This window comes from Alcanivorax sp. P2S70 (genome assembly GCF_000475295.1).
Lineage (GTDB): Bacteria > Pseudomonadota > Gammaproteobacteria > Pseudomonadales > Alcanivoracaceae > Alcanivorax > Alcanivorax profundi.
In genome coordinates this window covers 19,583-44,428 of sequence record NZ_AXBZ01000046.1, presented here as the reverse complement: position 1 = coordinate 44,428, position 24,846 = coordinate 19,583, and the positions used below count along the sequence as shown (strand labels likewise).

At 59.5% G+C, this 24,846-nt stretch carries 26 protein-coding genes and 1 tRNA gene; 13 read left to right on the top strand and 14 right to left on the bottom strand.

The genetic code is table 11. The features are described 5' to 3' along the window. Window positions 1–158 precede the first annotated feature (158 nt). The 3 genes from egtB (at window position 159) to Q672_RS30330 (ending at window position 3,096) form a co-directional block, all read left to right on the top strand. On the top strand, window positions 159–1,403 hold the full coding sequence (gene egtB, locus Q672_RS30340) for an ergothioneine biosynthesis protein EgtB (RefSeq protein ID WP_022986291.1): 1,245 nt from the start codon (window positions 159–161) through the stop codon (window positions 1,401–1,403). Next, entirely contained in the window at window positions 1,400–2,419 is a 1,020-nt protein-coding gene (egtD, locus tag Q672_RS30335) for an L-histidine N(alpha)-methyltransferase (protein ID WP_022986290.1), read from the top strand. The genes egtB and egtD overlap by 4 nt, the downstream gene beginning before the upstream one ends. A 152-nt stretch (window positions 2,420–2,571) precedes the next feature. Next, entirely contained in the window at window positions 2,572–3,096 is a 525-nt protein-coding gene (locus tag Q672_RS30330; protein ID WP_022986289.1) for an acyl-CoA thioesterase, read from the top strand. Between the two features lie 106 nt (window positions 3,097–3,202). On the opposite strand, the gene Q672_RS30325 is transcribed toward Q672_RS30330, so the two are convergent. Further along, complete coding sequence (locus Q672_RS30325) at window positions 3,203–3,796, bottom strand: DUF2846 domain-containing protein (RefSeq protein WP_022986288.1); 594 nt, start codon at window positions 3,794–3,796, stop codon at window positions 3,203–3,205. A gap of 202 nt (window positions 3,797–3,998) precedes the next feature. On the opposite strand from Q672_RS30325, the gene Q672_RS30320 reads away from it, so the two are divergent. The 5 genes from Q672_RS30320 to Q672_RS30300 all read left to right on the top strand — a co-directional run bounded on the left by Q672_RS30320 (window position 3,999) and on the right by Q672_RS30300 (window position 8,592). Then, window positions 3,999–4,499, top strand: a complete 501-nt coding sequence (locus tag Q672_RS30320; RefSeq protein WP_022986287.1) for a DUF1289 domain-containing protein — start codon at window positions 3,999–4,001, stop codon at window positions 4,497–4,499. Between the two features lie 247 nt (window positions 4,500–4,746). Next, on the top strand, window positions 4,747–5,388 hold the full coding sequence (locus Q672_RS30315; RefSeq protein WP_022986286.1) for a TetR/AcrR family transcriptional regulator: 642 nt from the start codon (window positions 4,747–4,749) through the stop codon (window positions 5,386–5,388). Next, on the top strand, window positions 5,385–6,158 hold the full coding sequence (locus Q672_RS30310; RefSeq protein ID WP_022986285.1) for an SDR family NAD(P)-dependent oxidoreductase: 774 nt from the start codon (window positions 5,385–5,387) through the stop codon (window positions 6,156–6,158). The genes Q672_RS30315 and Q672_RS30310 overlap by 4 nt, the downstream gene beginning before the upstream one ends. A gap of 11 nt (window positions 6,159–6,169) precedes the next feature. Beyond that, window positions 6,170–7,654: a flavin-containing monooxygenase gene (locus Q672_RS30305; protein WP_022986284.1), complete on the top strand. Its 1,485-nt coding sequence runs from the start codon at window positions 6,170–6,172 to the stop codon at window positions 7,652–7,654. A 2-nt stretch (window positions 7,655–7,656) separates the two neighbouring features. Beyond that, window positions 7,657–8,592, top strand: a complete 936-nt coding sequence (locus Q672_RS30300) for a patatin-like phospholipase family protein (protein ID WP_022986283.1) — start codon at window positions 7,657–7,659, stop codon at window positions 8,590–8,592. A 9-nt stretch (window positions 8,593–8,601) separates the two neighbouring features. Here the strand turns inward: Q672_RS30300 and Q672_RS30295 are convergent, their stop codons facing one another. From Q672_RS30295 to Q672_RS30270, 6 genes are all read right to left on the bottom strand, one after another. After that, the gene (locus tag Q672_RS30295; RefSeq protein ID WP_022986282.1) at window positions 8,602–8,802 is read right to left on the bottom strand and encodes a hypothetical protein; all 201 of its coding nucleotides are present in this window, start codon (window positions 8,800–8,802) and stop codon (window positions 8,602–8,604) included. Window positions 8,803–8,957: 155 nt separating this feature from the next. Further along, window positions 8,958–9,042 (bottom strand) — tRNA-Leu (locus Q672_RS30290). Between the two features lie 69 nt (window positions 9,043–9,111). After that, window positions 9,112–9,780: a hypothetical protein gene (locus Q672_RS30285; RefSeq protein WP_152521842.1), complete on the bottom strand. Its 669-nt coding sequence runs from the start codon at window positions 9,778–9,780 to the stop codon at window positions 9,112–9,114. A 78-nt stretch (window positions 9,781–9,858) separates the two neighbouring features. Beyond that, complete coding sequence (locus tag Q672_RS30280; protein WP_022986280.1) at window positions 9,859–10,728, bottom strand: hypothetical protein; 870 nt, start codon at window positions 10,726–10,728, stop codon at window positions 9,859–9,861. 103 nt (window positions 10,729–10,831) lie between these two features. Then, window positions 10,832–11,359 carry a hypothetical protein gene (locus Q672_RS30275; protein WP_022986279.1) on the bottom strand — a complete coding sequence of 176 codons (528 nt, stop codon included), beginning with the start codon at window positions 11,357–11,359 and terminating at the stop codon, window positions 10,832–10,834. Window positions 11,360–11,574: 215 nt separating this feature from the next. Beyond that, a complete protein-coding gene (locus Q672_RS30270) occupies window positions 11,575–12,162 on the bottom strand; it encodes a superoxide dismutase (RefSeq protein WP_022986278.1) in 588 nt (195 codons plus the stop codon). A 341-nt stretch (window positions 12,163–12,503) separates the two neighbouring features. On the opposite strand from Q672_RS30270, the gene Q672_RS30265 reads away from it, so the two are divergent. The 4 genes from Q672_RS30265 (at window position 12,504) to Q672_RS30250 (ending at window position 18,559) form a co-directional block, all read left to right on the top strand. Continuing rightward, a complete protein-coding gene (locus Q672_RS30265) occupies window positions 12,504–13,685 on the top strand; it encodes an acetyl-CoA C-acyltransferase (protein ID WP_022986277.1) in 1,182 nt (393 codons plus the stop codon). Between the two features lie 225 nt (window positions 13,686–13,910). Continuing rightward, window positions 13,911–15,719, top strand: coding sequence for a beta-ketoacyl synthase (locus Q672_RS30260; RefSeq protein ID WP_031226863.1), 1,809 nt, complete (start codon window positions 13,911–13,913; stop codon window positions 15,717–15,719). Window positions 15,720–15,883: 164 nt separating this feature from the next. After that, window positions 15,884–17,302 carry a phospholipase D family protein gene (locus tag Q672_RS30255; RefSeq protein ID WP_022986275.1) on the top strand — a complete coding sequence of 473 codons (1,419 nt, stop codon included), beginning with the start codon at window positions 15,884–15,886 and terminating at the stop codon, window positions 17,300–17,302. 81 nt (window positions 17,303–17,383) lie between these two features. Continuing rightward, the gene (locus Q672_RS30250) at window positions 17,384–18,559 is read left to right on the top strand and encodes a magnesium transporter (protein ID WP_022986274.1); all 1,176 of its coding nucleotides are present in this window, start codon (window positions 17,384–17,386) and stop codon (window positions 18,557–18,559) included. An 8-nt stretch (window positions 18,560–18,567) separates the two neighbouring features. On the opposite strand, the gene Q672_RS30245 is transcribed toward Q672_RS30250, so the two are convergent. From Q672_RS30245 to Q672_RS30230, 4 genes are all read right to left on the bottom strand, one after another. Next, a complete protein-coding gene (locus tag Q672_RS30245) occupies window positions 18,568–18,873 on the bottom strand; it encodes a hypothetical protein (protein WP_022986273.1) in 306 nt (101 codons plus the stop codon). Further along, entirely contained in the window at window positions 18,870–19,271 is a 402-nt protein-coding gene (locus tag Q672_RS30240; protein ID WP_031226859.1) for an MmcQ/YjbR family DNA-binding protein, read from the bottom strand. Before Q672_RS30240 ends, Q672_RS30245 begins: the two co-directional genes overlap by 4 nt. A gap of 105 nt (window positions 19,272–19,376) precedes the next feature. Next, complete coding sequence (prfC, locus tag Q672_RS30235; protein ID WP_022986271.1) at window positions 19,377–20,957, bottom strand: peptide chain release factor 3; 1,581 nt, start codon at window positions 20,955–20,957, stop codon at window positions 19,377–19,379. A gap of 69 nt (window positions 20,958–21,026) precedes the next feature. Continuing rightward, window positions 21,027–21,362 (bottom strand): DUF2834 domain-containing protein, encoded by a 336-nt coding sequence (locus tag Q672_RS30230; protein ID WP_022986270.1) that lies wholly within the window; start codon window positions 21,360–21,362, stop codon window positions 21,027–21,029. 154 nt (window positions 21,363–21,516) lie between these two features. Between Q672_RS30230 and Q672_RS30225 the strand changes: the two genes are divergently transcribed. Further along, complete coding sequence (locus Q672_RS30225) at window positions 21,517–21,933, top strand: hypothetical protein (protein ID WP_022986269.1); 417 nt, start codon at window positions 21,517–21,519, stop codon at window positions 21,931–21,933. Between the two features lie 82 nt (window positions 21,934–22,015). Here Q672_RS30225 and rimI read toward each other — a convergent pair whose 3' ends face one another. Genes rimI through Q672_RS30210 form a run of 3 tightly spaced genes read right to left on the bottom strand, consistent with a single transcriptional unit; the run spans window position 22,016 to window position 24,842 of the window. Next, window positions 22,016–22,501 (bottom strand): ribosomal protein S18-alanine N-acetyltransferase, encoded by a 486-nt coding sequence (rimI, locus tag Q672_RS30220; RefSeq protein WP_022986268.1) that lies wholly within the window; start codon window positions 22,499–22,501, stop codon window positions 22,016–22,018. Continuing rightward, on the bottom strand, window positions 22,488–23,234 hold the full coding sequence (locus Q672_RS30215) for a hypothetical protein (protein ID WP_022986267.1): 747 nt from the start codon (window positions 23,232–23,234) through the stop codon (window positions 22,488–22,490). Before Q672_RS30215 ends, rimI begins: the two co-directional genes overlap by 14 nt. A 57-nt stretch (window positions 23,235–23,291) precedes the next feature. Further along, entirely contained in the window at window positions 23,292–24,842 is a 1,551-nt protein-coding gene (locus Q672_RS30210; protein ID WP_022986266.1) for a 2-isopropylmalate synthase, read from the bottom strand. Window positions 24,843–24,846 lie beyond the last annotated feature (4 nt).

The following is a 24,846-nucleotide window of genomic DNA, read 5'->3' as shown; positions in this document are numbered from 1 at the left end:
TTTCCTGGAGGCAAGTCGTTATTGAGTGGTTCCTCACTATGCCCGGAGTATACCGAGCCGGGATAACCGTCTCATTGTTGCTTTCGCTCAAACCGTCAGTGCATTAAGGTGATATTGCGTCAATGCAGTCTCACGGACACGGCACGGGAGGGAGAACCTTGCCAGATACCGCACGACAGGACGTCAGCCACACGCTGGCCAGTGAATACTGGCGCATCCGCCGCTTCAGCGAGCAGTTGTGCGAACCGCTTTGCCCCGAAGAAATGGGGTTGCAAGCCTGCCCGGACGTGAGCCCGCCCCGCTGGCATCTGGCTCATACCACCTGGTTCTTCGAAACCTTCCTGCTGAAACCCGAATTGCCTGGCTACCGGGTTCGCCACCCCCGCTACGAATACCTTTTCAACAGCTACTACAACGGTATTGGTGAGCAATTCCCGCGGCCACAGCGGCACCTGCTGTCACGCCCAGACGGTGAGGAAGTCCAGCAGTGGCGTCAGCAGGTTGACACCGCCATGGTGCAGCTTATCGAGCAACGCCCCGATCTGACGGCGCTGGTCACGCTGGGGCTGAATCACGAGCAACAGCACCAGGAGCTGTTGCTCACCGACATCAAATACAGTCTGTCTTTCAATCCGCTGGCGCCATCGCTGGGACAACCTCTGCCTCCCGGCCGGCCCGTCGGAAACCTCACTTTTCAGCCACTCTCAGGCGGACTGGTGGACATCGGCAATCCCGAGGGCTCCCACTTTGCCTTTGATAACGAAGGCCCGCGTCACCCGGTCTGGCTGGCCCCCTTCGCACTGGCAAACCGGCCCGTGACACAGGGTGAATACCGGGCCTTTGTCGACGATGGAGGCTATCAGCGAGCCGAGTTCTGGCTATCCGACGGATGGGCCTGGATTCAGCAACAGGGCATCAAGGGTCCGCTGTACTGGCATTCAGGTCATCGCGACCACTTTACCCTTGCCGGCCTGCAACCCCTCCACGACAGCCAGATCATGGCCCACGTGAATTACTACGAAGCCGATGCCTATGCCCGCTGGGCGGGCAAGCGCCTGCCCACCGAGCAGGAATGGGAGCTGGCCGCCAGCCAGACACAACCGGCCCGGGGCTTTGTGGACAACGGCCTGTATCAGCCCGGCCATGCCCTCGACACGCCGCTGGCACATCTGTTTGGTGACGTCTGGGAGTGGACCGCCAGTGCCTATCTGCCCTACCCCGGTTTTCGGCCAGCCAGCGGAGCAGTCGGGGAATACAACGGCAAATTCATGTGCAACCAGATGGTGCTACGAGGCGGCTCCTGTGCCACCAGCCGGGACCATATCCGCGCCAGTTACCGTAATTTCTTTTACCCACACCACCGCTGGCAGTTCAGCGGCATCCGCCTGGCAGAAACTCTATGATCCAAGTCGCTACCGCCTCCCCGTTCACGTCCCCTGACTCGCCACTGGGCCCCCATCGCCAGTTACGCCGCAACCTCAATTTCTACGACCTGCAGCCCCCGGCCACCAACATGCTCAGCGAAGTGACCCGTTCACTGACTGCCGCACAGCCCAGCCTGCACCCCAAATTTTTCTACGATAGCGAAGGCTCCCGCCTGTTCGATGCCATTACCCGCACCCCGGAGTACTACCCCACCCGAACCGAATCGGCGATCCTTGATAGCCATGCCGAGGACATCCGGCAACATCTTGGGAGATGTCATACCATTGCCGAACCGGGCGCCGGCAGCTGCGAAAAGGTCCGTCTGCTGCTGGAGCGCTGGGCTCCAGAACAGTACATGCCGCTGGAAATTTCCCGTGCCTGTCTGCTGGAAGCCAGCCAGCGACTGGCCGCTGAGTTCCCCGGCGTAAACATCAGCGCGGTATGCGCGGATTACTGCCAGGCGCTAGCGCTGCCGCAAAACGGGCAACAACCGGGGCGGGTGGTGTTTTTTCCCGGCTCCACCATCGGTAACTTTGATCCGACTGAACGGGCGGCCTTTCTGCGTGGCCTGCACCACTTGGCAGGCCCGGGGGGAGCACTACTGATCGGGGCGGACCTGCAAAAGGACACCGAACGCCTTAACGCCGCCTACAACGACAGCCAGGGACTCACCGCCGCCTTCAACCTGAATGCGCTACACCACCTGAACCGTGAACTGGACTGCCACTTCGACGTATCGCAAATGCGACATCTTGCCTTCTATAACCCCCAACTGAATCGCATCGAGATGCATCTGGAGTGCCTTGCCGACCAACAGTTGCTGCTGGGGCAGCACACGTGCTGCCTGCCCGCAGGCACCCGCATCCATACCGAGAGCTCCTATAAATTTACCGTCGAGGGGTTCTCGAAAGAGCTGTGCGACGCGGGTTTCCAGCCCCTTGGCTGCTGGACAGACCCGGATAAGCTATTCAGCCTTCACCTCGCAGCCACCTGATAGACTGTAAAACTCAGTGCACCTGACCAAGTGTGTAGTGTGAACCCGGTCTGGTACCGTTATACTGAACCGCGTTTTTGTGCGCCCCTGATCGACTGAAACGCCATAAAACCATAATTCCGGCGTGGGGCAATCTGGCTGAGGGAACCTGGATGCTTGAACTGATCAGCGCGGCCCGTCGTCGTAAACGGCCGCCCACACACCAGTTGTTCGATGTCGTCACCCTGGAATTCCGGGTGGGCCTGCTGGACATCGATCTGAACATGCATCTGAACAATGCCAAATATCTCAAGTTCATGGACCGCAGCCGCCTTGAACACGCGGTAGTGACCGGATTGCTCAATCGCATGGTCGATGCCCGCTGTAATGCGGTAGTGGCGAATACCGAAATCGCCTACATTCGCGAGTTACGCCCCTATCAGCAGTTTCAGCTACACACCCGCATTCTGGGCTGGGATGACAAATACGTTTACTACGACCAGCGTTTCGAATCCCTGCGTAAATTGCACACCCACGCATTGCTGCGAGTCGCGAACGTCTACGGTGGCAAATCCGTCAGCCCGCAGACCGTGCAGGAAATGACCGGCATGAACCTGCAGTCCCCGGCGCTGCCTGAGTATGTGGAGCAATGGAAACGTTTGTTGCAGTCGAAAAAACGGCTCACTGAGGCAGACTAGCCAGGGCCGTCATCCAGGATCGCCGTTACCGGCCCGAAATAATAAAGCCCCGGACTCCCGGGGCTTTATTATTTCGGCACGCAAAACTCACCGCGATGGGTGACGGTCAATCCACGGAATAGGTATAGAACGGCGCCCAACGCGGGGCCTTGGTGTCCTTGCCTGCATAGTAGACACCCGCCTCATCCAGCCGCAGATCGGCAATTTCCCGCATGGCAATGGCCTTTGGCACCTGCTGTAACGGGCCCGCTTGCTGATAGTCTTCGGGGTTGGCGACAATTTCTTCCATATCCAGTGGTTTCAATTCCGAATAGCGGAAGTAATAATCCTGGCCACCCTCGATCTTGAGATCCATCTCGAAGACCATCTTCAGATACAGCACGCTGAGGGGGCGGCGGGCGTAGAAGTCATGGTTACCCGCAGGCAGCTCCAGCCAGGTGTAAGCTCCGGCCTTTAGACCAAACAGCTGGGTGGCGTCGAGAAAGAAGACCGGAGCCTGTACTTCTTCGTAGCCCCAACGGGTCACCGGGCGGTAGATGTAGACCATCGCATTACGCGGGTCGAGCGTATCGATGGGTTCGAAGGTTTTCCCCTCTGGCGCATCAAGAAACGCACCGGGCGTGGACGGAAACCCCATCCCCATACCAGAACAGCCAGACAACGCCCAGCTCAAGGCCGCCAGCAGCACAACCAGTCGCATTATTATTCTCCGTCGAACCGTATCCGGGGTGTCCGGTCGGCCCTGTTTATTATTGCCTGCACGATAATCCCCTGCGGGACCGGCTAACTATGGCCGATTTGCACGCCCTGCTCAAGACAGGGCGACCCGGGGTATGCGCAAAATCTGCACGAACGGATCACTGGCCACTCCCCAGCAACGGGAATTCTGGTAGGCTTTCTCCATGGCAGTAAATCGTATTCGTACCCCCTGTATTGGCGTCTGTTCCACCGTCTTTGGTGATACGGTTTGCCGTGGCTGCCGTCGCTTCAGCCACGAAGTGGTGAACTGGAATGCCTACACAGACGAGCAGAAGACCATCGTCTGGAAGCGTCTGGATCTACTGCTCACCCAAGTGGTGGATAACTACTTTATCGTGCACAACGCCACCCTGCTGGCCGAACAAATGGATTTCCAGAATCTGCGTTACCAGCCCCAACTATCCCCCCAGGGCTGGATCCCGGAGCTGCTCAAGGCCGCTGGCCGCCAGACCATCCCCTACGACCGCTTCGGGCTTCAGCCTCTGGCCAGCGCCAAAGACATTCCCCCCCGCCAGCTCTACGAGCAAATCAGCCTTGAGTGTCATGCCTTGTCCCAGGCCCACTACGACCGCTCCTATGCACGCCCGGTCCGTTTGGTCGCCGAACTCACCGAGCACGCGGCCCGGGAGAAGGGGCTAATCTAGGGAGCCTTTGAATGCCCCCTTGCATGCTCAGCGTGGCTGACAGGACGTGCTCGCACTCATAGGGCCCCTTTATTGGTTCATCGCGGGCACGGCGCCCCCCGATGACCCATCACCAACCCGCGTTGCCGCTTGTCGCTGGAAGCTTGCCCCGCATTTGTCCCAATCTGACTCTTTACCCCCCTAAACAACACCATTGATCAATGGCACATTTACGGAATGAACATTCATTTCTGAATGAGAGGCCACCATGACAGCTGTAGCCACCGCCACACCGGCAAGTCGCCGGGAAGCCCAGAAACGGGACACCATCCTGCGCGCGGCGCTCAAGGTTTTTGCCGAGTCAGGCCTGCACGGCACCCCTGTTCCCCCGATTGCGGCAGAAGCCGGGGTCGGGGTCGGGACGCTGTACCGCTATTTCGACAGTAAGGAAGCACTAATCAACGCGGTATTCTGCGATGCCAAACAGCGCCTGCAGGATCACCTGCTTAGCGACCTGGACCTGCTTAACCCCAGCCGCGCCCTGTTCGATACGCTCTGGGCCCGCCTTACCACCTTTGCCCGGCAAGACCCCGAGAGCTTCCAGTTTCTGGAAATGCAGGATCACCACAGCTACCTGACCCCCCATAGTCGCAGCCAGGAACAGGCGCTGCTGATCCCGCTTGGCATGATGGTCATCGTCGGGCAGCGCAACGGTCTACTGGGTGAGCACCTGAAGCCGGACCTGGCCATCGCCCTGTTCTGGGGAGCCTTCGTCGGCGTCTTCAAGGCAGAGCGGCTCAACTACCTCACTCTGGATGACGACGACCTGAAGCGGGCACGGGATGCCTGCTGGTTCGCCATCGCCAACCACAACACCCCCGACAACCAGCACAGAGACGCAGCCCAATGAACCCAACCCATATTCTGATCACCGGTGGTGCTGGCGCCATTGGCGCGCAACTGGCCGCCCGTTTTCGCCAACAGCACCCTGATGCCAGCCTGACCCTGGTGGACCTGAACCCGGACGCACTGGAGCCCGTCGCCCGGCAGCATGATGCCTGTGCCGAAATCTGTGATTTGACGGATATCGACGCCTTGGCTGAGTGGTGGCAGTCGCTGGTAGACCGTCGCGGGCCGGTGGATGTGCTGGTCAATTGCGCAGGCATCATGGACATCATGACGCTCACTGGCACTGGCTGGGAGCGGGGCAAACGCCTGATCGACATCAACTTTACCGCCCCCATGCGGCTCATGGATCTGGCCTTGCCCAACATGATCGAGCACCGCCATGGCTGCGTGATCAACGTGTCCAGTATGGCCGGGCGCGTACCCATTCGCGGTTGCAGCTATTACGGCGGGGCCAAGGCGGGCATCGGTCTGGCATCGGAAATCGCCCGCCTGGATCTGAAAAAACAGGGCGTCAATGTGGTCACCGTCTACCCCGGCCCGATCTATTCCGGGCTGGAAAGCCATGCCCGCAGTCAGGTGAAACGGGGGCCGGTATCGCGCTTTATTCCTACCGGCAAACCGGACGTGCTTGCCGATCGCATCTACCGTGCGTTTCGCACCGGGGGCGCACGGGTGATTTACCCGGACATCTACAGCCTGGCCAAGCAGGTGGCCAACCTGAACCTCACCAACAAAGCCATGGACTTCTTCAGTCCACAGCCTAACCAATAAACGGAATGACCATGACTCAACATGCCAACACACCCGTTCACGATGTGCTGATTGTCGGTGCCGGCATCAGCGGTATCGGCCTGGCCATCAAGTTACAGGAAGCCGGAATCACCAACGTGGTCATTCTGGAAAAAGCCGCCGATCTTGGCGGTACCTGGCGCGACAATACTTACCCCGGGTGCGCCTGCGATGTGCCGTCCGCGCTTTATTCCTACTCCTTCGCCCAGAAACCGGACTGGACCCGCGCCTTTGCCGGCCAGGCCGAAATTCTTGATTATGTCCGTGACACTGCCCAGCGTTACGGCGTGCCTTCCTACATCCGTTTCAACCAAGGGGTGGAGCGGGCGCAGTGGCGTGAGGAGCGCAACCTGTGGGAGGTCCAAACCGCCGATACCCTGTACCTGGCGCGCACCGTGGTGGCCTGCTCCGGGTATCTGCACGAACCGGTGATCCCGGACATCCCGGGCCTCGACTCCTTTACCGGCAAGCTGTTCCATTCCTCACGCTGGGATCACCAGCACGATCTGACGGGGGAGCGCGTCGCCGTAATTGGTACCGGCGCTTCCGCGATCCAGTTTGTGCCGGAGATTCAGCCCAAGGTGCAACAACTCACCCTGTTCCAGCGCACGCCGCAATGGGTGCTCCCCAAACCGGATCACAGCATTCCCAAAGTGGAGGAGAACTTCTTCCGCCTCCCCTTCACCCTCAATGCCTGGCGCAAGATGCTCTATGGGGGCTTTGAAACATTCGGCATCGGTTTCCGGCGCCCGGCCATGCTTCGCCAGATCCAGAAGCTGGGCCTCGCCCATCTCAAGGTCGCGATCAAGGACCCTGAACTACGCGCCAAACTCACCCCCGACTACACGCTGGGATGCAAGCGGGTCCTGCTCAGCAACAACTACTACCCCGCCCTGAACCAGCCCAACGTGGATGTCTTTCACACCGGACTGAAAGAAGTGCGGGGCAATACCCTGGTTGGCCACGACGGCAGCGAATGCGAAGTCGACACCATCATTCTGGGCACCGGATTCTTCGTTACCGAACCGCCCATCGCCGACCATATTTTCAACGATGCCGGCGACTCTCTCAGTGACATGTGGCGGGACGGCATGCAGGCCTATCGCGGCACCACCATTGCCGGTTTACCCAACGCCTTCATGGTACTGGGCCCCAATCTGGGCATCGGCCACAACTCGGCCTTTATCGTTATCGAAGCGCAAATTCGCTATATCGTCAGCAGCCTCACCACCATGCGCGAGAAGCAACTGGCACGTATCGAGGTGAAAGAAGAGGTTCAACAACGCTATAACCTGAAGGTTCAAAAGGATCTGCAAGGCACCGTCTGGAACACCGGTGGCTGCTCCAGTTACTACCTGGACAAGAACGGATTCAACAGTGTCGGCTTCCCCTGGAGCACCCTGGAAATGCAGCGGCTGCTCAACCACTTTGATGCCGACAGCTACCATCAGCAACCCGCCACCGAACAGGTATTTTGATCATGGCCAACCCGACCTCCCCTCGCCGCGCCCTGGTGATCGGCTGCGGCGGTGTTGCCGGCGGCGCCTGGAGCATTGCCGCCCTACATCAACTGGAACAACAACTGGGCTGGGACTGCCGTGACGCAGACATTCTTATCGGCACCTCCGCCGGAGCCGTCATTGCCTCCCTGCTAGGCAGCGGCATCAGCGTCGATCAGCTGCTGGCCTGTCAGCAAGGGACCAGCGATACATGCCACTGGAATCACGACACCGATACCGGAGGCGCCCTGCCGCCCCTGCCCGGCGCCCGCCTGACCGGCAAACAACTGATCCGCAAAGGGCTGCGGGGTGAAGTATCCGCCCTAACCGCCCTGTGTGGCCTGATGCCCGCCGGTCAATTCGACATGCAGGCCTTCCGCAAGCTGGTCAACGGTGCGGCCAATGGCAACCCCTGGGTCAGCCACCCCGCCACCTGGATCATGGCCGTGGATACCACCAGCGGCCGGCGCATTCCGTTCGGTAAAGGCGGCGCCCCCAGCGTGCGTATCGATGATGCCGTATGTGCCTCCTATGGGGTGCCTTGCTGGTGCCCACCGGTCACCGTGGATGGCCGTACCTACATTGACGGCGGCGTCGCCTCCCCCACCTCCGCCGATATGCTGGTAGACGCTGCCGTGGAAGAGGTCGTCATCCTCGCCCCCATGGCGTCGCGCCAACCCGACAAGCCCTGGCACCCGTTCGAGCGTATCGAACGACGTGTCCGGCGTTACATGACAGGCATTGTGGATCGGGAAGTCGCAGCACTGGAAAAAGCAGGTAAGCGTGTGATCCGGATCGAGCCCCAGGCAGAAGACCTGAAGGCGTTTGGTTACAACATGATGGACCCCGGCCGCCGCAAACACGTGCTGGCCACCGCCATAGCCAGCACGCCGGCCACCGTGCGAGCCGCGCTTTAGCGTCGCCAGCTACAGTTGCTCAACGGCATCACTGAGCGAGCGCTGGATTTGCTCCAGCGCTCCTCGTGCCAGCTGTCCTTCTGAATGGGCCATAACGCCTAGCACAATTGCCCCGACAGCCATCGCAACCAGACTAAACAGCAGCCACTTTTCCTTCTCGATCTTGCGAACCTTGTGTGGCTCTCGGTCGTTATTGTTCGAGTCACGCATATCACCTCCACCAGATCTCTGGTTCTACGCCTGCCAAGGGCGGATTTCAAACCCGCCATGGAAACGCTCCATCACAGACGGCTCAAGTGAGGCCGGGAAGGCACCCGAAAACGAAAAAGGCCGTAACAGCAAGCTGCTACGGCCTTTTTCTGAGATGGTGCGCCAGGAGGGAGTTGAACCCCCACACCTCTCGGCACCAGAACCTAAATCTGGCGTGTCTACCAATTCCACCACTGGCGCAATGGGCGGCTATTCTAACAGGGCAATGCGCAATTGCCAGAGGGCCCAGCGAAAAACTTCCGCCGTGCACTAGCCTCCCTGAAGGATGCGGTAGAGTGCCTGCAGGTCCTTGTCGATCTTGTTAACCTTGGCCGACAGGGCCGACACTTGCTGACTATCCAGGCTGGGCGTAGCCACCTGCTGAACAACCGGTGCGTCTTGACTCTGGCGATTGGCCAGTGCCGTCAAACGGCCAGAAAGGGCACCAAGACTTTTATCCATCCCGTCCAGGCGCTTGGCCAAGGCTGCATTTTCTTCACTCTGGTTTCCCATCTTCGCCAGCGAAACCGTCATTGCTCGCACCTTGCTGTTCAGCTCACGGAAATCTTCACGGAGCCGGGCAAGATCTGAAACGCCAACGCTGCTCCCCTTTTCAGCGCTTGGAGACTGAGGGGGAGCAACCGATGCCGTTTGTGCGGAAGCAAGCTGGTAAAACTCCTGACGAAGGTCGCTCAGCTCCTGACGTGTGTCCTGGTTGATGAACCACTGGGTCACCGCAACCGTCGCAGCAGCAAGCGCCAGGGCAAGGGAAAACCAAACCACTCCTGAGCGGCCGCTATCCGATACCCTGACAGGTGTGTTTTTCTTGTGCACTCCGAGAGGAATCGGGGCGTTATCACTCGCCGGCGCAGGAACAGCCAATACATCCTGATTGAGTCCCTGTAACCTGCGCTCTTTCGTTTCTGGCAGTCTGGCCATGGCCACATGCCCTTTCTTGTGTTTTTTTATTGGGAAAGGGACACAACGCAACCCTCTCCCTCCCCCCTGGAAGGCGTTTTAACGGCCTTCCAGCTTGTCCAAGCGACTATTCACCTGCAAGCGGTACGCATCGAACGCTGCTACCGCAGCCTCGGTATCATCTACTCTGGCGTCCAGTGCCGTGAGGCTACCTTGCGCCTTTTCCAACTTGGCCAGTGCGGTCTTCACGTTTTGCTGCTGTCGCTCGAGCTGCCCAATATTTTCGACCAGTACATCCAGCTGAGTCTGCATCTGGCTGATCTGGGTCTGCCATTGCTGACTGCTCTTATTGACCGCGGACACTGCACTCTCTACCTGCTTTTTCAGCGTGGCAGCCTCCTGATTCAGGCCCTTGATCTTGCCATCGACCCCTGCCTGGGCTTTCTTCACCGACTCCACCGAGCTCCCCAGCGCGGAAAGCTTTTTGCCCTGCTCGGCGATGTCCGCCTTGTTGCGCTTGTTGCTGAGGTCCCAGAGCTTGCGAATTTCTGTTCGGTTATCTTCCAGCGCCTTGCTATGTGCCCTCACCAGGTCCTGCAATTTCCCGGAGGACTGATTAAGGCTCTCATCCGTCGCGGAAAGACGCGACTGCAGGTTACCGAGTTGCTCACTGGACTCTGTCAGCCGATTGTCTAACTGGGCCTGAAGCACACCCACCTGCCGGTGAAACCATACTGCAAGCACCGCAATCAGCACGACCAGAACCAGACAAGCTGCCATCCAACCGCCCCCACCGGTCGGTGCTGGCTTTTGAGGGGCAGGCTTGGCTTTCGCTTTCCCCGAACCATTCCCCCTATCGGCGGGCTTGCCCGTTGAGGGCGCCGCTGCGACGGGCTTGCCCGGGCGTACCGGTTCATCAACGGAAATATCGTCCAGATCACCCAGATTGACTTCACGATCTCGTGTCATGCCTGATGCCTTGTATCCTAATCATCCAACGCCCCAGGGGCGCAATCATACTTCACAGACAACGTCTATACTGTCGACGCTGTCGCTCGGGAAACCACGATTATTACTCCCCACGCTTCTCGAACAGAGGCTGGTCTGTCGCGTAGTAGATAGCCTCGCCAATTTCATGCTTGCCATCTTCATTCTCAAGCAGTGGGATAAAGATCACCCAGGGACGCACTTCACGGTGATCGACTTCTGCCCAGACGCCAACCACCTTTTCGCCCTCATCGTTTTCGATTTCATGAAGGCGATAGATCGACATCATGTTCACTTCCGGCTGCTCATTGCCAATCTGACGCAACTTCATGAACAACCCCTTGGCCCAGTCTTCCGGGTCCGGGGCCTCTTCTTTTGCACCGGAATACCCCACTACCTGCAAATTGCCATCAACACTGATCAGGCCGAAAGGGTACATGCCGCCCGACTTGGCGATGGCCTCCAGAGCCTGTCGAATACCCGCCTGAGCCAGAGCATCCATGTCTTTCTGGGCATCGCTTTTCTCGGTCGCGGGCGGAGTGGAATCATCGGCACTCCAGACCGGGGAAACGTTCATTACGGCGAACAGGAAAATGGCTGTCAAAAAACGCATATCGCACCTTTGTTGTTGTACTGGCCGCCTTACCAGAAAGTCCCGATCAGGGATTACGGCATGCGTAATCAGGGACTCTCAGCGGCTGCGGAGTGCTGGTGACGCTATCAGAGTTACCCAACCGTCGCCAGACAGATACAAAAAGGACCGCAAAGCGGCCCTTTTAGTTTCCTGAGCGGTGCCCGAAGGAAGAACACCGTTTATCTCAGTCCAACTTATGCAGCGAAGTTTTCCGCGGCAAAGTCCCAGTTGATCAGGTTCCAGATGGATTCCAGGTACTTGGGACGGGCATTGCGGTAATCCACGTAGTAGGCGTGCTCCCACACGTCCACGGTGAACAGCGGGGTCTGGCCCTTGCCGTGCGCAATGGGGGTGTCGGCGTCGTCAGTGTTGACGATTTCCAGGCTGCCATCGCTGTTCTTCACCAGCCAGGTCCAGCCGGAACCAAAGTTGCCGGTCGCCTTGGCATTGAACTGGCTTTTGAACTCGTCAAAAGAACCGAATGCCTTATCGATCGCAGCACCCAGATCGCCAGCGGGAGCGCCACCGCCGTTCGGGCTCAGGCTGTTCCAGTAAAAAGTGTGGTTCCATACCTGGGCAGCCTGGTTAAACAGACCGCCTTGCGCGCTCTTGATGATGTCTTCCAGGGATTTGCCTTCGTTGTCGGTACCGGCAACCATTTCGTTGAGCTTGGTCACGTAAGCGTTGTGGTGCTTGCCGTGGTGAAACTCGAGAGTCTCGGCAGAGATATGCGGTTCCAGTGCGTTCTTCTCGAACGGCAGCGGCGGTAGTTCAAAAGCCATAGTCATTTCCCCTGACGGTGTTTCCCGGCCGCGCACACGGCCGGGGTGGAATTCTCCGCTGACAACGCATCGCTGAAGTCAGCGGCTGATAAATCCTGTCTCCATGGATTCTGCGTCAATCCATGGAGACAGGATCATAACAAGCTACGGGCCACTATCTCCAGCGTAAACCCTGTAATTACAGGGTTTTACCCTTGCTGCAAAAGAGTATGAATCTCATCTGCAACTGGCTGTGACCGGCAGGTCCTTGTGACATGGGGCGCCCCTTCCTTGTTTCAAGTACAATGCGCCCCAATTTTCACGATACCTATCACGCCAGTGAACTTTGGCAGGAGAAAAGCATGTCTGATGATGCAATCGTCATTGTAAATGGTGCCCGTACCGCCATGGGTGGTTTCCAGGGCTCCCTGTCTGCAGTCAGCGCCCCTGAACTGGGTGCCGCCTCTATCCGTGAAGCCGTGGCTCGTGCCGGCCTGAAACCGGAAGACGTGCAGGAAGTGATCATGGGCTGTGTGCTGCCTGCCGGCCTCAAGCAAGGCCCCGCCCGTCAGGCCATGCGTCAGGCTGGCCTGCCCGATAATGTCGGCGCCACCACCATCAACAAGCTGTGTGGCTCTGGCATGAAAGCCACCATGTTCGCCTACGACTCCATCAAGGCTGGCACCAACGACATCGTTGTCTCCGGTGGCATGGAATCCATGACCAATGCCCCCTACGTGCTGGACAAGGCTCGCAGCGGCATGCGCATGGGACACGGTCAGGTCTATGACCACATGTTCCTCGACGGTCTGGAAGATGCCGAAACCGGCCGACTGATGGGCTCCTTCGCCCAGGAAGTGGCAGACAAGCGCAGCATCTCCCGCGAAGACATGGACAACTACGCCATCGAGTCCCTGAAACGCGCCCAGGCCGCCATCGATAACGGCTGGTTCAAGGACGAGATCGTTCCGGTCACCGTGAAAACCCGCAAGGGTGAAGTGGTGGTGGATACCGATGAACAACCCGGCAACGCCAACATCGAAAAGATCCCGACCCTGCGTCCGGCCTTCGCCAAAGACGGCACGGTAACCGCAGCCAACGCCAGCTCCATCTCCGATGGTGCATCAGCACTGGTGCTGGCCCGCGAGTCTGTGGCCAACGACCGTGGCCTGCAGCCACTGGCCCGCATCCTCGCCCATGCCACCAACAGCAAGCACCCCAGCGAATTCACCATTGCCCCTATCGGTGCCACCGAAGCGGTCATGAAGAAAGCGGGCTGGAGCGTGGACGACGTGGATCTGTTCGAGATCAACGAAGCCTTCGCCATGGTTGCCATGATGCCGATGATCGACCTGGGCATTCCCCATGAAAAGGTAAACATCCACGGTGGCGCCTGCGCTTTGGGCCACCCGGTGGGTTCTACCGGTTCACGCATTATCCTTACCCTGATTCACGCGCTGAAACGCACTGGCGGCAAACGCGGTGTGGCCAGCCTGTGCATCGGTGGCGGTGAAGCCACCGCCGTGGCCATCGAGCTGGTGTAACACTGCCACCGGCCATACAAAACGGGGCCTTGCTGGCCCCGTTTTTTGTTGCTCAGTTTCTTCCCCGGTTCCACTCTCCCACCTCGAAACATCCGCTTTCACTTTAAAACTCTGTTGCACTTTAAAGGCCAAATTGGCCACCCGGCGTATACGCAAAGCCCCCTTTCACCTGTACCCTGACCGGCTAGTCACCATTTTGGGCTTGGTACAGTCCCCGGGAGCCTCATGTCCGCATTACCCGTTATTACCGCCATGGGCGGCATCAATGCCGCAGGTCGCAGCGCGCTGCATTTTGGTTACCAGCGCCTGGTCATCGACGCCCTCGCGGAATCGGCCCGACAGGAGACCCTGACCAGCTTGGCTCGCCTGACCGGACAGACCCCGGACGCCCAACTTGCCAACACCCTGATTCGTGCTCTGCCCGCAGAGCACCGCCTTCATGCCGCCATCAGCGGCACCAGCGACATTCCCGTTACCCTGGAAATGCGCAACATGGATCTGCCTGACCCGCTACCCGCAGGCTGGCAGGTCACCCCTATCGACAAGCGTCGCAGCAAGGTCACCCTGCCTGCGGGACTGAACCTGAATGTGCCCCACGATGCCCCCCGCCGGGTCAGCGCCGCGGGCCAGCTCCCTGATGGCTTCGATCCCGGTGCCCTGTATGCGTCACGCAGCCACCCCCGAGCCCTGCAAATGGCGATCTTCGGGATCAGCGACGCGCTGGGGGATCTGGGGATGGACTGGGCCGCCGTGGCCAGCAAGGTTCGGCCGGACCAGATCGCGGTATATGCCAGCAACGCCATGTCGCAAATGGACGACTATGGATTGGGTGGCGTGATGCGTTTCCCACCCAATGGCCACCGCATTACCTCCAAACAGGTGCCATTGGGGCTGGGAGAGATGACCGCCGATTTCCTCAATGCCTATGTGCTGCATTCGGTGGGCACCACCGGCGGCATGCTCGGAGCCTGTGCCACCTTCCTCTACAACCTGGAAAAAGGGGTACAGGCCATTCGCAGCGGCAAGTGCCGGGTGGCCATCGTGGGCACCAGCGAAGCCCCGCTGGTGGCAGAAATCATGGAAGGCTACCGTGCCATGGGCGCGCTGGCAGAAGACCAGGATCTGGCCGCACTGGATGGCGCCAGCCAGGCGGATGTGCGTCGTGCCTGCCGCCCGTTCTCCGCCAACTGCGGTTTTACCATGGCCGAGTCCGCCCAGTTCACTGTACTGATGGACGATACCCTCGCTCTGGAACTCGGCGCAGATATTCTTGGCGCAGTGCCGGATGTGTTTATCCACGCTGACGGGGCCAAGAAATCCATCTCCGCTCCCGGTGTGGGCAATTACCTGACCATGGGCAAGGCCGCCGCCCTCACCCGCCAACTGATCGGCGAGCGGGGCCTGCAGCAACACAGTTTTGTGCATGCCCACGGCACCGGCACCCCGCAGAACCGGGTGACAGAGTCGGTCATTCTGGATCGTACTGCGGCCGCCTTCGGTATCGAAAACTGGCCCATTGTCGGCATCAAATCCTATGTGGGGCACTCGCTGGGCAGCGCCGGGGGCGACCAGCTGGCGGCGACACTGGGCAGCTTCGCCCACGGCATCCTCCCGGGTATTCGTACCATCGATCATATCGCCGACGACGTGCACCGCCAGCACCTGAACTTCTGTCTGGAGCATCAGCAGCAGGATGACCTGCAGGCCAGTCTGATCAATTCCAAGGGGTTTGGTGGCAACAACGCCACCGCCGTGGCCCTGTCTGGCTCGGTCACCGAAACCATGCTCCGTCAGCGCCATGGCAACAAGGCCATGAGCGCCTGGCAAAGCGCCAGAGACACCACCCTGGCCTGCAAGGCGGCTTACCGTCACCACTGCCTGACAGAAGCCCCCGCCCCCGTGTACAAGTTCAACGAGGGCGTCATGGGGGATGAACAGGTCAGCCTCACACGTGACGCCGTACAACTGGCCGGCGGTGATGCCATGGCCTTTGATGACGATGCCGGGCTAAGGGAGTTTCAGCTGGACCGCTGAGGCTCTGCAGAACAAGGGAGCCTCTGAATAACGCCTCGCATGCTCAGCCTTTCAGGCTGGAGCGCACATCTGCTGCACACTCCAGGCCGCGCTGAGTACGCAAGGAGTGATTCAGAGGGTCCCAAGATCTTGCTGCCAACCCCGCACCGCCCTAAAGTGCCGGCATGACAAAAATCAAACTCGCGCTGCTGGCGCTGATCGCGGTCATTGCCGCCACCGCCCTCTGGCACCGGTATAAGCCGCTACCCGACGGACTGACCCTGCATGATGGGCCCCTGCCGGCCCATAACCTTGCCTTGCTGGTCGACGACACCTGGGAAACGCCTGACGGACAGCGCGGCATGCGCCAGGCCATTTTTGACGACATCTTCCGTCTGATCGACCAGGCACAACGGCTGGTGCTCGTGGACATGTTCCTGTTCAACGATTTCAAGGGCGCCGACGACGACAATCACCGCGCCCTGTCCCGGGAACTCACTGACGCGTTACTGGCCAAGCGTGAGCAACAAGTGCCAGTGGTTCTGATCACCGACCCCCTCAATACCCTTTACGGCGGACTGCGCAGCACGTCTCTGGAACAACTGAAACACGCCGGGGTGACCGTTGTGATGACCCCGCTGCCAGCACTGCGTGATTCCAACCCGGGCTGGTCTGGTTTGTGGCGCCTGTGCTGTCAGTGGCTTGGCAATGATATCGATGGGGGATGGCTTCCCAACCCCATGGGGGATGGCAAGGTAACCCTGCGCAGCTATCTGGCCCTTCCCAACTTCAAGGCCAACCACCGCAAAACCCTGGTTGTCGACGAAGGCAGCGACTGGACCGCGCTGGTCACCAGCGCCAATCCCCACGATGGCAGCAGCGCGCACAGCAACATCGCCCTGCGCTTCAGTGGCTCCTCTGTAGGCGCCGTGGCACACAGCGAATGGAAAATTGCCGAACTGGCGGGCATTACCCTTCCTCCCCGGCCCGCCATTCAGCCAACACCAGCGATTGATCACAACACCACGCTGGAGGTCCTCACCGAGGCGGCCATCCGCGACGCCTTGCTGGACACTATCGCCCGCAGCAAAGACGGTGACGCGCTGGAAGTGTCTGTCTTTTATCTGTCCCACCGTCCGCTGATTGAGGCCCTCAAAGATGCACACCAACGCGGCGTCCAGGTACGGGTATTACTTGACCCAAACAAGGATGCCTTTGGTCGTGAAAAGAACGGCATCCCGAATCGCCCCGTGGGGGCCGAGTTGCACGAAGCAGGAATCCCGCTGCGCTGGTGCAATACCCAAGGCGAACAGTGCCATACCAAGATGTTGATGTGGCGCAACGCGGAGCACGCAGAGCTGATCCTTGGCTCGGCCAACTTCACCCGCCGCAATCTGGATAACCTGAATCTGGAAACCAGCGTCAGACTCACCGCCCCTGCCGCACACCCGGTCATGGTCAAGGCGACGGATACCTTTGCCCGACGCTGGGAAAACCGTCGCGGTGAAACGCACAGCACCGACTATGCGACCTATGCGGATGAGCGTCTTTGGACATACTGGCTCTACCGGGTCATGGAATTCACCGGTATCAGTAGTTTCTAGGGAGCCTCTGAAAAACAGGCACCCCTTGCCGGAAAGGCATACACTGGAATGACCAGATCAGGTTGCGACAGGGAGTCCGACATGACGGTTCCAGATCCAGACACGCTTGCAGCAACCCTTCGCGAGACCAGTGATGAGCAAGGCGCACAGCTCCTGGCCCGACTGGAAAGCGACGACATTCAGGCCGTTCTCGGCCAACTTCCCGCAGAGAAGGCCGCCTCCGTGGCGGCCCACCTCCTCGACAATCAGCCCCGCCGCATTCGCGATACCCATGCCGCCATTTCCGGGGTCGAGAAAAGCATCAGCGAGCTGATGACCCCGGCCCCCGCCATCCTGCCCCCCGAGAGCACTGCCGCAGAAGCATTGGCGTTTCTGGTGAAAACCAAGGACATCGCCGACATCACCTACATTTACGTGACAGACAACCAAACGCTGGTCGGGGTGGTCGTGATGCGGGATCTGATTCTCGCCAAGCCAGCCCAGACCCTGGCAGACATCATGATCGCTGAACCGTTCGCCTTTGCGCTGGACACGCCGATCCGGGACGCCATTTCCGAAGTGCTCAGCCGCCACTATCCGTGCTATCCGGTGGTGGATGCTGACGGCACGCTGATCGGCATTGTCAGAAGCTGGAAACTCTACGAACGTATCGCCGCCGAGATCAGCGGCCAGGCAGGCGCTCAGGTTGGTGTGGCGAGAGAAGAGCAGATCAATACCCCGATACTCTCCGCCTTTCGCATGCGTCATCCCTGGTTGCAGGTCAATCTGTTAACAGCCTTTGCCGCGGCGTTTGTGGTCGGGCTGTTCGAAGACACCATCACCCGTATTGTCGCGTTGGCCGTGTTCCTGCCGGTGCTGGCAGGCCAGAGTGGCAACACCGGATGCCAGGCCATGGCCATCACATTGCGAGGGCTCACTCTCGGTAAGTTACGCGACTACCCGGTACACCGGTTATTGCGAAAGGAAATCCTGCTCGGCGCACTCAACGGCGTGCTTTCCGGGGCGGTCGCCGGCATTGCCATGACACTCTACGCACTGGCCACTGGCGCCACGCAACCGGTGATGCTGGGGGTTGTCATTATCGTGGCCATGACGGGGGCCTGTATCGGTAGTGGCTTGTTCGGGGTGCTGGTCCCCTTGACGCTGAAACGCTTCGGCGCAGATCCGGCCACCGCCAGCAGCATCTTCCTGACCACCTTCACCGACATCCTCGGTATGGGGCTGATGTTGCTGCTCGCCACCACCCTGATCAACTGACACTGAGACTATTCGGAAACCGCCTCGTTTTTTGGGGGCCTCTGCTGGAACCAATACAACCCACTGACCGCGCCATTCACAAGCCAGGCGGCAGCGATCAGGCCACCCGTCATCGGCCAGTGCCACGCCAGCGGGAGGCGCTCGGTACCGGGAATCGCGAGCAGGAACATCGCGGTTTCCATGGCGGCCAGCAATAGCGGTGCGATGATGCGCGCCAGATAATGCAACTCGATACCCAGCCAGCGCAGCATGGCGGCGGCCATCGTCAGCCCCAGCCAGATCACAATCAGTCCACCAATGATGACCGCCATCATGCGTCCTCTCCATTCTGCACGCCATACAAGGCGTCGCGGCCATGCCGTACTTCCATGCCTTCCCGGACCTTTTTGGTCAGGCCTTTCACCACCAGCGCATAGGAGTGATCTATCATTCTTTCGATCTCGCCCACCGGGATAGAACCGTCCAGCCTGACGGTGTTCCAGTGCTTCTTGTTCATGTGATAACCCGGCAACACCGCTGCAAAAATATCACGCAGTGCCAGCGCCTGGTCCGGGTCGCACTTGAGGTTCATGCGCCCTTCTCCCTGCTCTTCACCCAGGGTGGCAAACATCTTGCCCCGCACCTTCATCACCGCCACATCAGGCCCGAAAGGATAGTCTTCCATCGCTTCGGGCTTGCCGAGGAGATATTGGCGAGCGGTATCAACGTCCATGTCCACCTCGTTCAATGCAGGTTCCATTGCCCGACCCGTAGTAAAACGGCCATGTTTAGCAGGGGCAGGTTCTTCGGTTTTCGCTGTTAACTGTTAACTGCCTTCTCAGATTTCCCGCGTCTCACGGAACAAGATATCCGGATGCCGCTCTTGCGCCAGCTGCAGGTTGACCCGGGTCGGCGCCAGATAGGTCAGGTGGCCGGCACCGTCACGGGCCAGATTATCATGGGCCTTGCGTTCAAACGCAGCCATCTCTCGGTCACTGTCCGCTTCCACCCAACGGGCGGTGGCCACACTCACCGGTTCATAGCGACAGTCAACACCGTACTCCCCTTTCAGACGGGCGGCGACCACATCAAACTGCAGGGTACCCACCGCCCCCAGAATCACGTCGTTATTGCGCAGCGGGAAGAACACCTGGGTCGCGCCTTCTTCGGCCAGCTGGGTAAGCCCCTTATGCAGCTGCTTGCTTTTGAGCGGATCATTGAGCACCACGCGCTGAAACAGCTCCGGTGCGAAGTGGGGAATCCCGGTGAAGTTAAGATCTTCGCCTTCAGTGAAGGTATCGCCAATCTGGATCGTGCCGTGGTTATGCAGGCCGATGATGTCACCGGAAAACGCCTCTTCCACATTGTCACGCTCGCCCGCCAGAAAGGTCAGCGCATCGGCAATACGTACGTCTTTACCCGTGCGCACCTGCTTGAGCTTGATGCCCTTTTTGTACTTGCCGGAACAGATGCGCATAAAGGCCACCCGGTCTCGGTGCTTGGGGTCCATGTTCGCCTGGATCTTGAACACGAAACCGGTCATTTTCTCTTCGGCGGCCTCTACCGTGCGCGAGGTGGCATCCCGGGGCTGGGGCGGCGGCGCCCACTCCACCAGGCCATCGAGCATATGGTCGACACCGAAGTTACCCAGCGCAGTACCAAAAAAGACCGGTGTCAGTTTGCCTGCCAGGAAGCGTTCCAGATCGAATTCGTGGCTGGCGCCCTGCACCAGCTCAAGGGTATCGCGCAGCTCTTCGGCGTAATCAGCGCCTACTGCAGCATCCAGCTCGGGATTGTTCAGTCCCTGGATCTCGCGCACGTCCTGCACGGTGTGGCCCTGCCCGGTTTTGTACAACACCGTGGTGTCGCGCAGCAGGTTGTAGACCCCCTTGAAACTTTTGCCCATGCCGATGGGCCAGGTGATCGGCGCGCACTCGATATTGAGCACGTCCTCGATTTCATCCAGCACCTCGATACCGTCACGGACATCCCGGTCGAGCTTGTTGATAAAGGTAAGAATCGGCGTATCCCGCAAACGACAGACTTCCATCAGTTTGACGGTTCGCTCTTCTACCCCCTTGGCGGCATCGATCACCATCAAGGCGGAATCCACGGCGGTAAGGGTTCGGTAGGTATCTTCCGAGAAGTCGGCGTGCCCGGGGGTATCCAGCAGGTTGACGGTGGCGCCCTTGTAAGGGAACTGCATGACCGAGGTCGTCACGGAAATGCCCCGCTCCTTCTCCATCTCCATCCAGTCAGAGGTGGCGTGCTTGCCGGACTTCTTGCCCTTCACGGTACCTGCGCTCTGGATCAGGTTTCCGTACAGCAGCAGTTTTTCGGTAATGGTGGTCTTACCGGCGTCCGGGTGCGAAATGATCGCGAAGGTGCGGCGCTTGGCCACCTGGTCTTGCAGGCTCATGAAGCGGGTCTCTGACTGGCAATTTCGAGGGCGCGAGTATAGCAGCCTTGCGCCCCTGTCGCAGCGCGATCAGACGATGCCTGAGCCTTTCAGCTGACGCTGGCGCATCAGCAGGTACAGCGCGAAACCCACCGCCACACCGGGCACGATCCCCAGTACAAGGGCCAGCCAGCCCCCGCGAATCTGGTAGCGCTGGCGCTCAAACAGCACCCAGATGGCCAGAATCACCCAGCAAAGGATCACATCCGTGGCATAGCCAGCCGCAAAGGGATTCACGAAGCCGGCAGCAAAAGCCCCAATGATATCCGGGTTCTCCAGCAAGGGCGGGCCCGCCAGCACCAGAAGTGCGCCACAAAAGATCAGGGCCACCATGATCAACAGGCGGCGAAAAAGCGTTTCAGACACGCGTATTCTCCCTTGGATCCATCCAGTCAGTGCTGCCATGGTTGGCAATTTGTGACAGCCTGTCCAGCTTTTACGCTTTTCCGGTGCTACCGGATTGGGACTCCTCGCAGGCAGTGCTAGAGTGAGACTTTCATTTTGCTGATGGACCCCTGCCATGAACCTTGTTGCCCGACTTTCCTGCCTGCTTTCCCTGGCGTTGCTGCTCGCTGCCTGCAGCCAGACTCCAGACACCGGCGAAGCCCGCAAGGTACTGGAAGCAGAACTGGAAAACGCCCACCTTGCCGAGCTGCTGGAGATTGCCTCGCTGGAAAAGCACAACGGCTACGAAGATGGCAACGGCCTCTACACCATTGAGGTGAGCTACGAACTGGAAGCTCGGGAGAGTCTCTCGGACTATGCTAACCAGGTGAAAGCTGACGAAAGCCTGTCAGGCATGGACCGCTTCGCCATGATCATGGCACTCAGCGCCCTGCGGGTGGAGTATGGCAATTTTCAGGCAGGCGATACCTTTGAGGAAAAACGTGTACTGACCTTCCGGGAAACCGAAAAGGGCTGGAAAGTGGTGGAATAAAGACAACGGCGAGTTTCGAGTTTCGAAAACCAAATGCCACGGGTATTGCTTTTCGCCACTCGTTACTCGTCTCTTGCAACTGTCATTTATGCCCGCCTCCCAGCAGACATTGCATCAACACCGCATGCTCGTGACCATCCCCCTTGCGGTAGTAGTTCTTGCGGATCCCCGTTATCTCGAAACCCAGCGAACGATACAGCGCCTGGGCGCTGACGTTGCTTTCGCGCACCTCCAGGTACATCACCGTCATGGCATCACTGCAGGCGGCATCCATGGCCTGTACCAGCAACCGTCGGGCAATGCCGCGCCGTAGCCAACGCGGGGCAACCACGATGTTGAGTACATGGGTTTCATCGAGAATACGCGACAGGATCAGAAACGCGACCAGCTCATCGCCGATCGTCACGACCTGACACAAATAGTTGGCATTATCCAGGCAGTCCCGGAAGTGGCTGCGGCTCCAGGGGGTAAGCTGGCTGGCCTCTTCAATGGCCAGCACCGCGTCCAGGTCGTCCCGTTCCATGGCGCGGATGACCTCCGGCCCGAGGGGAAGCTCAGGTGCCGTCAAATCCGTGTTCCTGCATCGCTTGCCAGCTGGCTTTCTTGTGCGTGGCGGGATCTTCCAGCATTTCGCTGAGCGAACTCACTACCAGAGCCTTGCGCCCACCCAGATCAAAAGCCTGGTAGCGCGGTTGCGAAAACAGCGCCTGATTGAGCGACTCGGGTAACAGCATCAGCACACGACTCCCCCCTGCTTGCGCCGAAAGCCCGGCAATAAAAGCCGCCAGCGCCTGGGCCGCTTCATCCGCCTGCATGGGCTGATCGGTCAGCGGGCAGTAAAAACGACGGGGACGGCCGGGGCGCCCCTGGAACAGGGCCAGTAAACTGGCCATCAAGGGAGCCTCAAACCGTCCGAGCCCGGGCGCCTGACTATCTTCCTGGGCACACAGCAACCAGGTGTCTGTGCCCTGATGGGCTTCCAGCGTGAACGTGAGCCCCTTGCCGTGAACAGGGACCGGTTTCTGGGGCGCAGGGGCGTCAGCGGTTGTCTCCACCGCTTTCGGTTTGGGGGCCTCTTGAAGGGAATCCTTCAAGGACACCGCAGGCGTCGGGGGCTGGTGCGCAGGGGCCGGGTCCACCGGATCAGACGATGCCGGCGTTGCCGCAGGGGGCGCAGAATCTTCGGTCTCGTCTTCCCACTCCAGCCACGGACTCGGCGCGGCGCCGGGTAGTGGCGCACGGGCCACCCAAGGCGTCAGCCCCAGGGCCTGCAAGTAACTTTGCCGGTAAGCTTCATTCATGGGGCGATTCCTCGGTGCTGACACCGTTGAAGCACCCCACTATCACGCCAGGGACATTCATACGCCGTCCGCGGCTTGAGGGTGAGCACGCTCGAGACCCGCGGCAAAATGATTCAGGGCATTCAGGTAGGCCTTGGCGGACGCGGTGATGATATCGGTGTCGGCACCATGACCGTTCACGATACGCCCTCCTTTTTCAAGACGCACGGTCACCTCACCCTGGCTGTCGGTTCCGGCGGTGATGGCGTTGACCGAGTACAGCTGCAGGGTACTGTGGCTTTGCGCCATGGATTCGATGGCCTTGAAGGCCGCGTCTACGGGGCCAGCTCCAGTGGCCGTGGCCATGGTTTCCTGGCCGGCGATGTTCAGCACTACACGTGCTTCCGGAGTTTCACCGGTACGCGCCGTCGCCTCCAGCAGCACCAGCTTGTAATGCTCTTCTTCTGCTGCCTTTTTGGTATCGCTGACCAATGCCTGCAGGTCCTCGTCGAAGACTTCGTGTTTCTTGTCTGCGAGATCCTTGAAACGCTGGAAGGCTTCGTTCATGGCCGCTTCGGAGGCAAAGCTGATACCCAGCTCGTCCAGGCGCGCCCGGAACGCGGCACGGCCGGAATGCTTGCCCAGCACCATGCGGTTGGTGTGCCAACCCACGTCCTCAGCCGACATGATTTCGTAGGTTTCGCGGTGTTTGAGCACGCCATCCTGGTGAATACCCGATTCATGGGCAAAGGCATTGGCGCCAACGATGGCCTTGTTGGGCTGCACCGGAAAACCGGTAATCTGGGACACCATTTTGGAGGTCGGCACGATCTCGCGGGCATTGATACCCGTGTCCACGTTGAACAGATCCTGACGGGTGCGCACCGCCATCACAATCTCTTCCAGAGAGGCGTTGCCCGCCCGCTCCCCGAGGCCGTTGATGGTGCATTCCACCTGACGCGCACCGGCCTGGACCGCAGCCAGGGAATTGGCTACCGCCAGCCCCAGGTCGTTGTGACAATGCACAGAGAAAATTGCCTTGTCCGCATTCGGAATACGGGTGAGCAACTGCGCAATGGTGTCACCAAACTGTTCCGGAATCGCGTAACCCACGGTGTCCGGGATATTGATGGTGCGGGCCCCGGCGTCAATCACTGCTTCGATGATACGGCACAGAAAATCGATTTCCGAACGGCCGGCATCCTCACAGGAGAATTCCACATCGGCCATATGGTTGCGCGCATGTTTCACCGCGGCTACCGCATGTTCAATGACCTGATCCGGCGCCAACCGCAGCTTGTGCTGCATGTGGATCGGGCTGGTGGCAATGAAAGTATGAATCCGCCCGGACTCGGCCCCGGCCAGCGCTTCGGCTGCGCGGTCGATGTCGGCTTCCTTGGCCCGCGCCAGGGAGCAGATAGTGGACTCGCGAATGGTATCGGCAATGGCCTTGACCGAATGAAAGTCACCCTGACTGGCAATCGCGAAACCGGCCTCGATGACATCCACCTTCATGCGTTCCAGCGCTTTGGCAATGCGCAGCTTTTCGTCCTGGTCCATGGTGGCACCAGGGCTCTGCTCTCCGTCACGGAGGGTAGTATCAAACACGATCAGGCGATCTTTGCTCATGGTG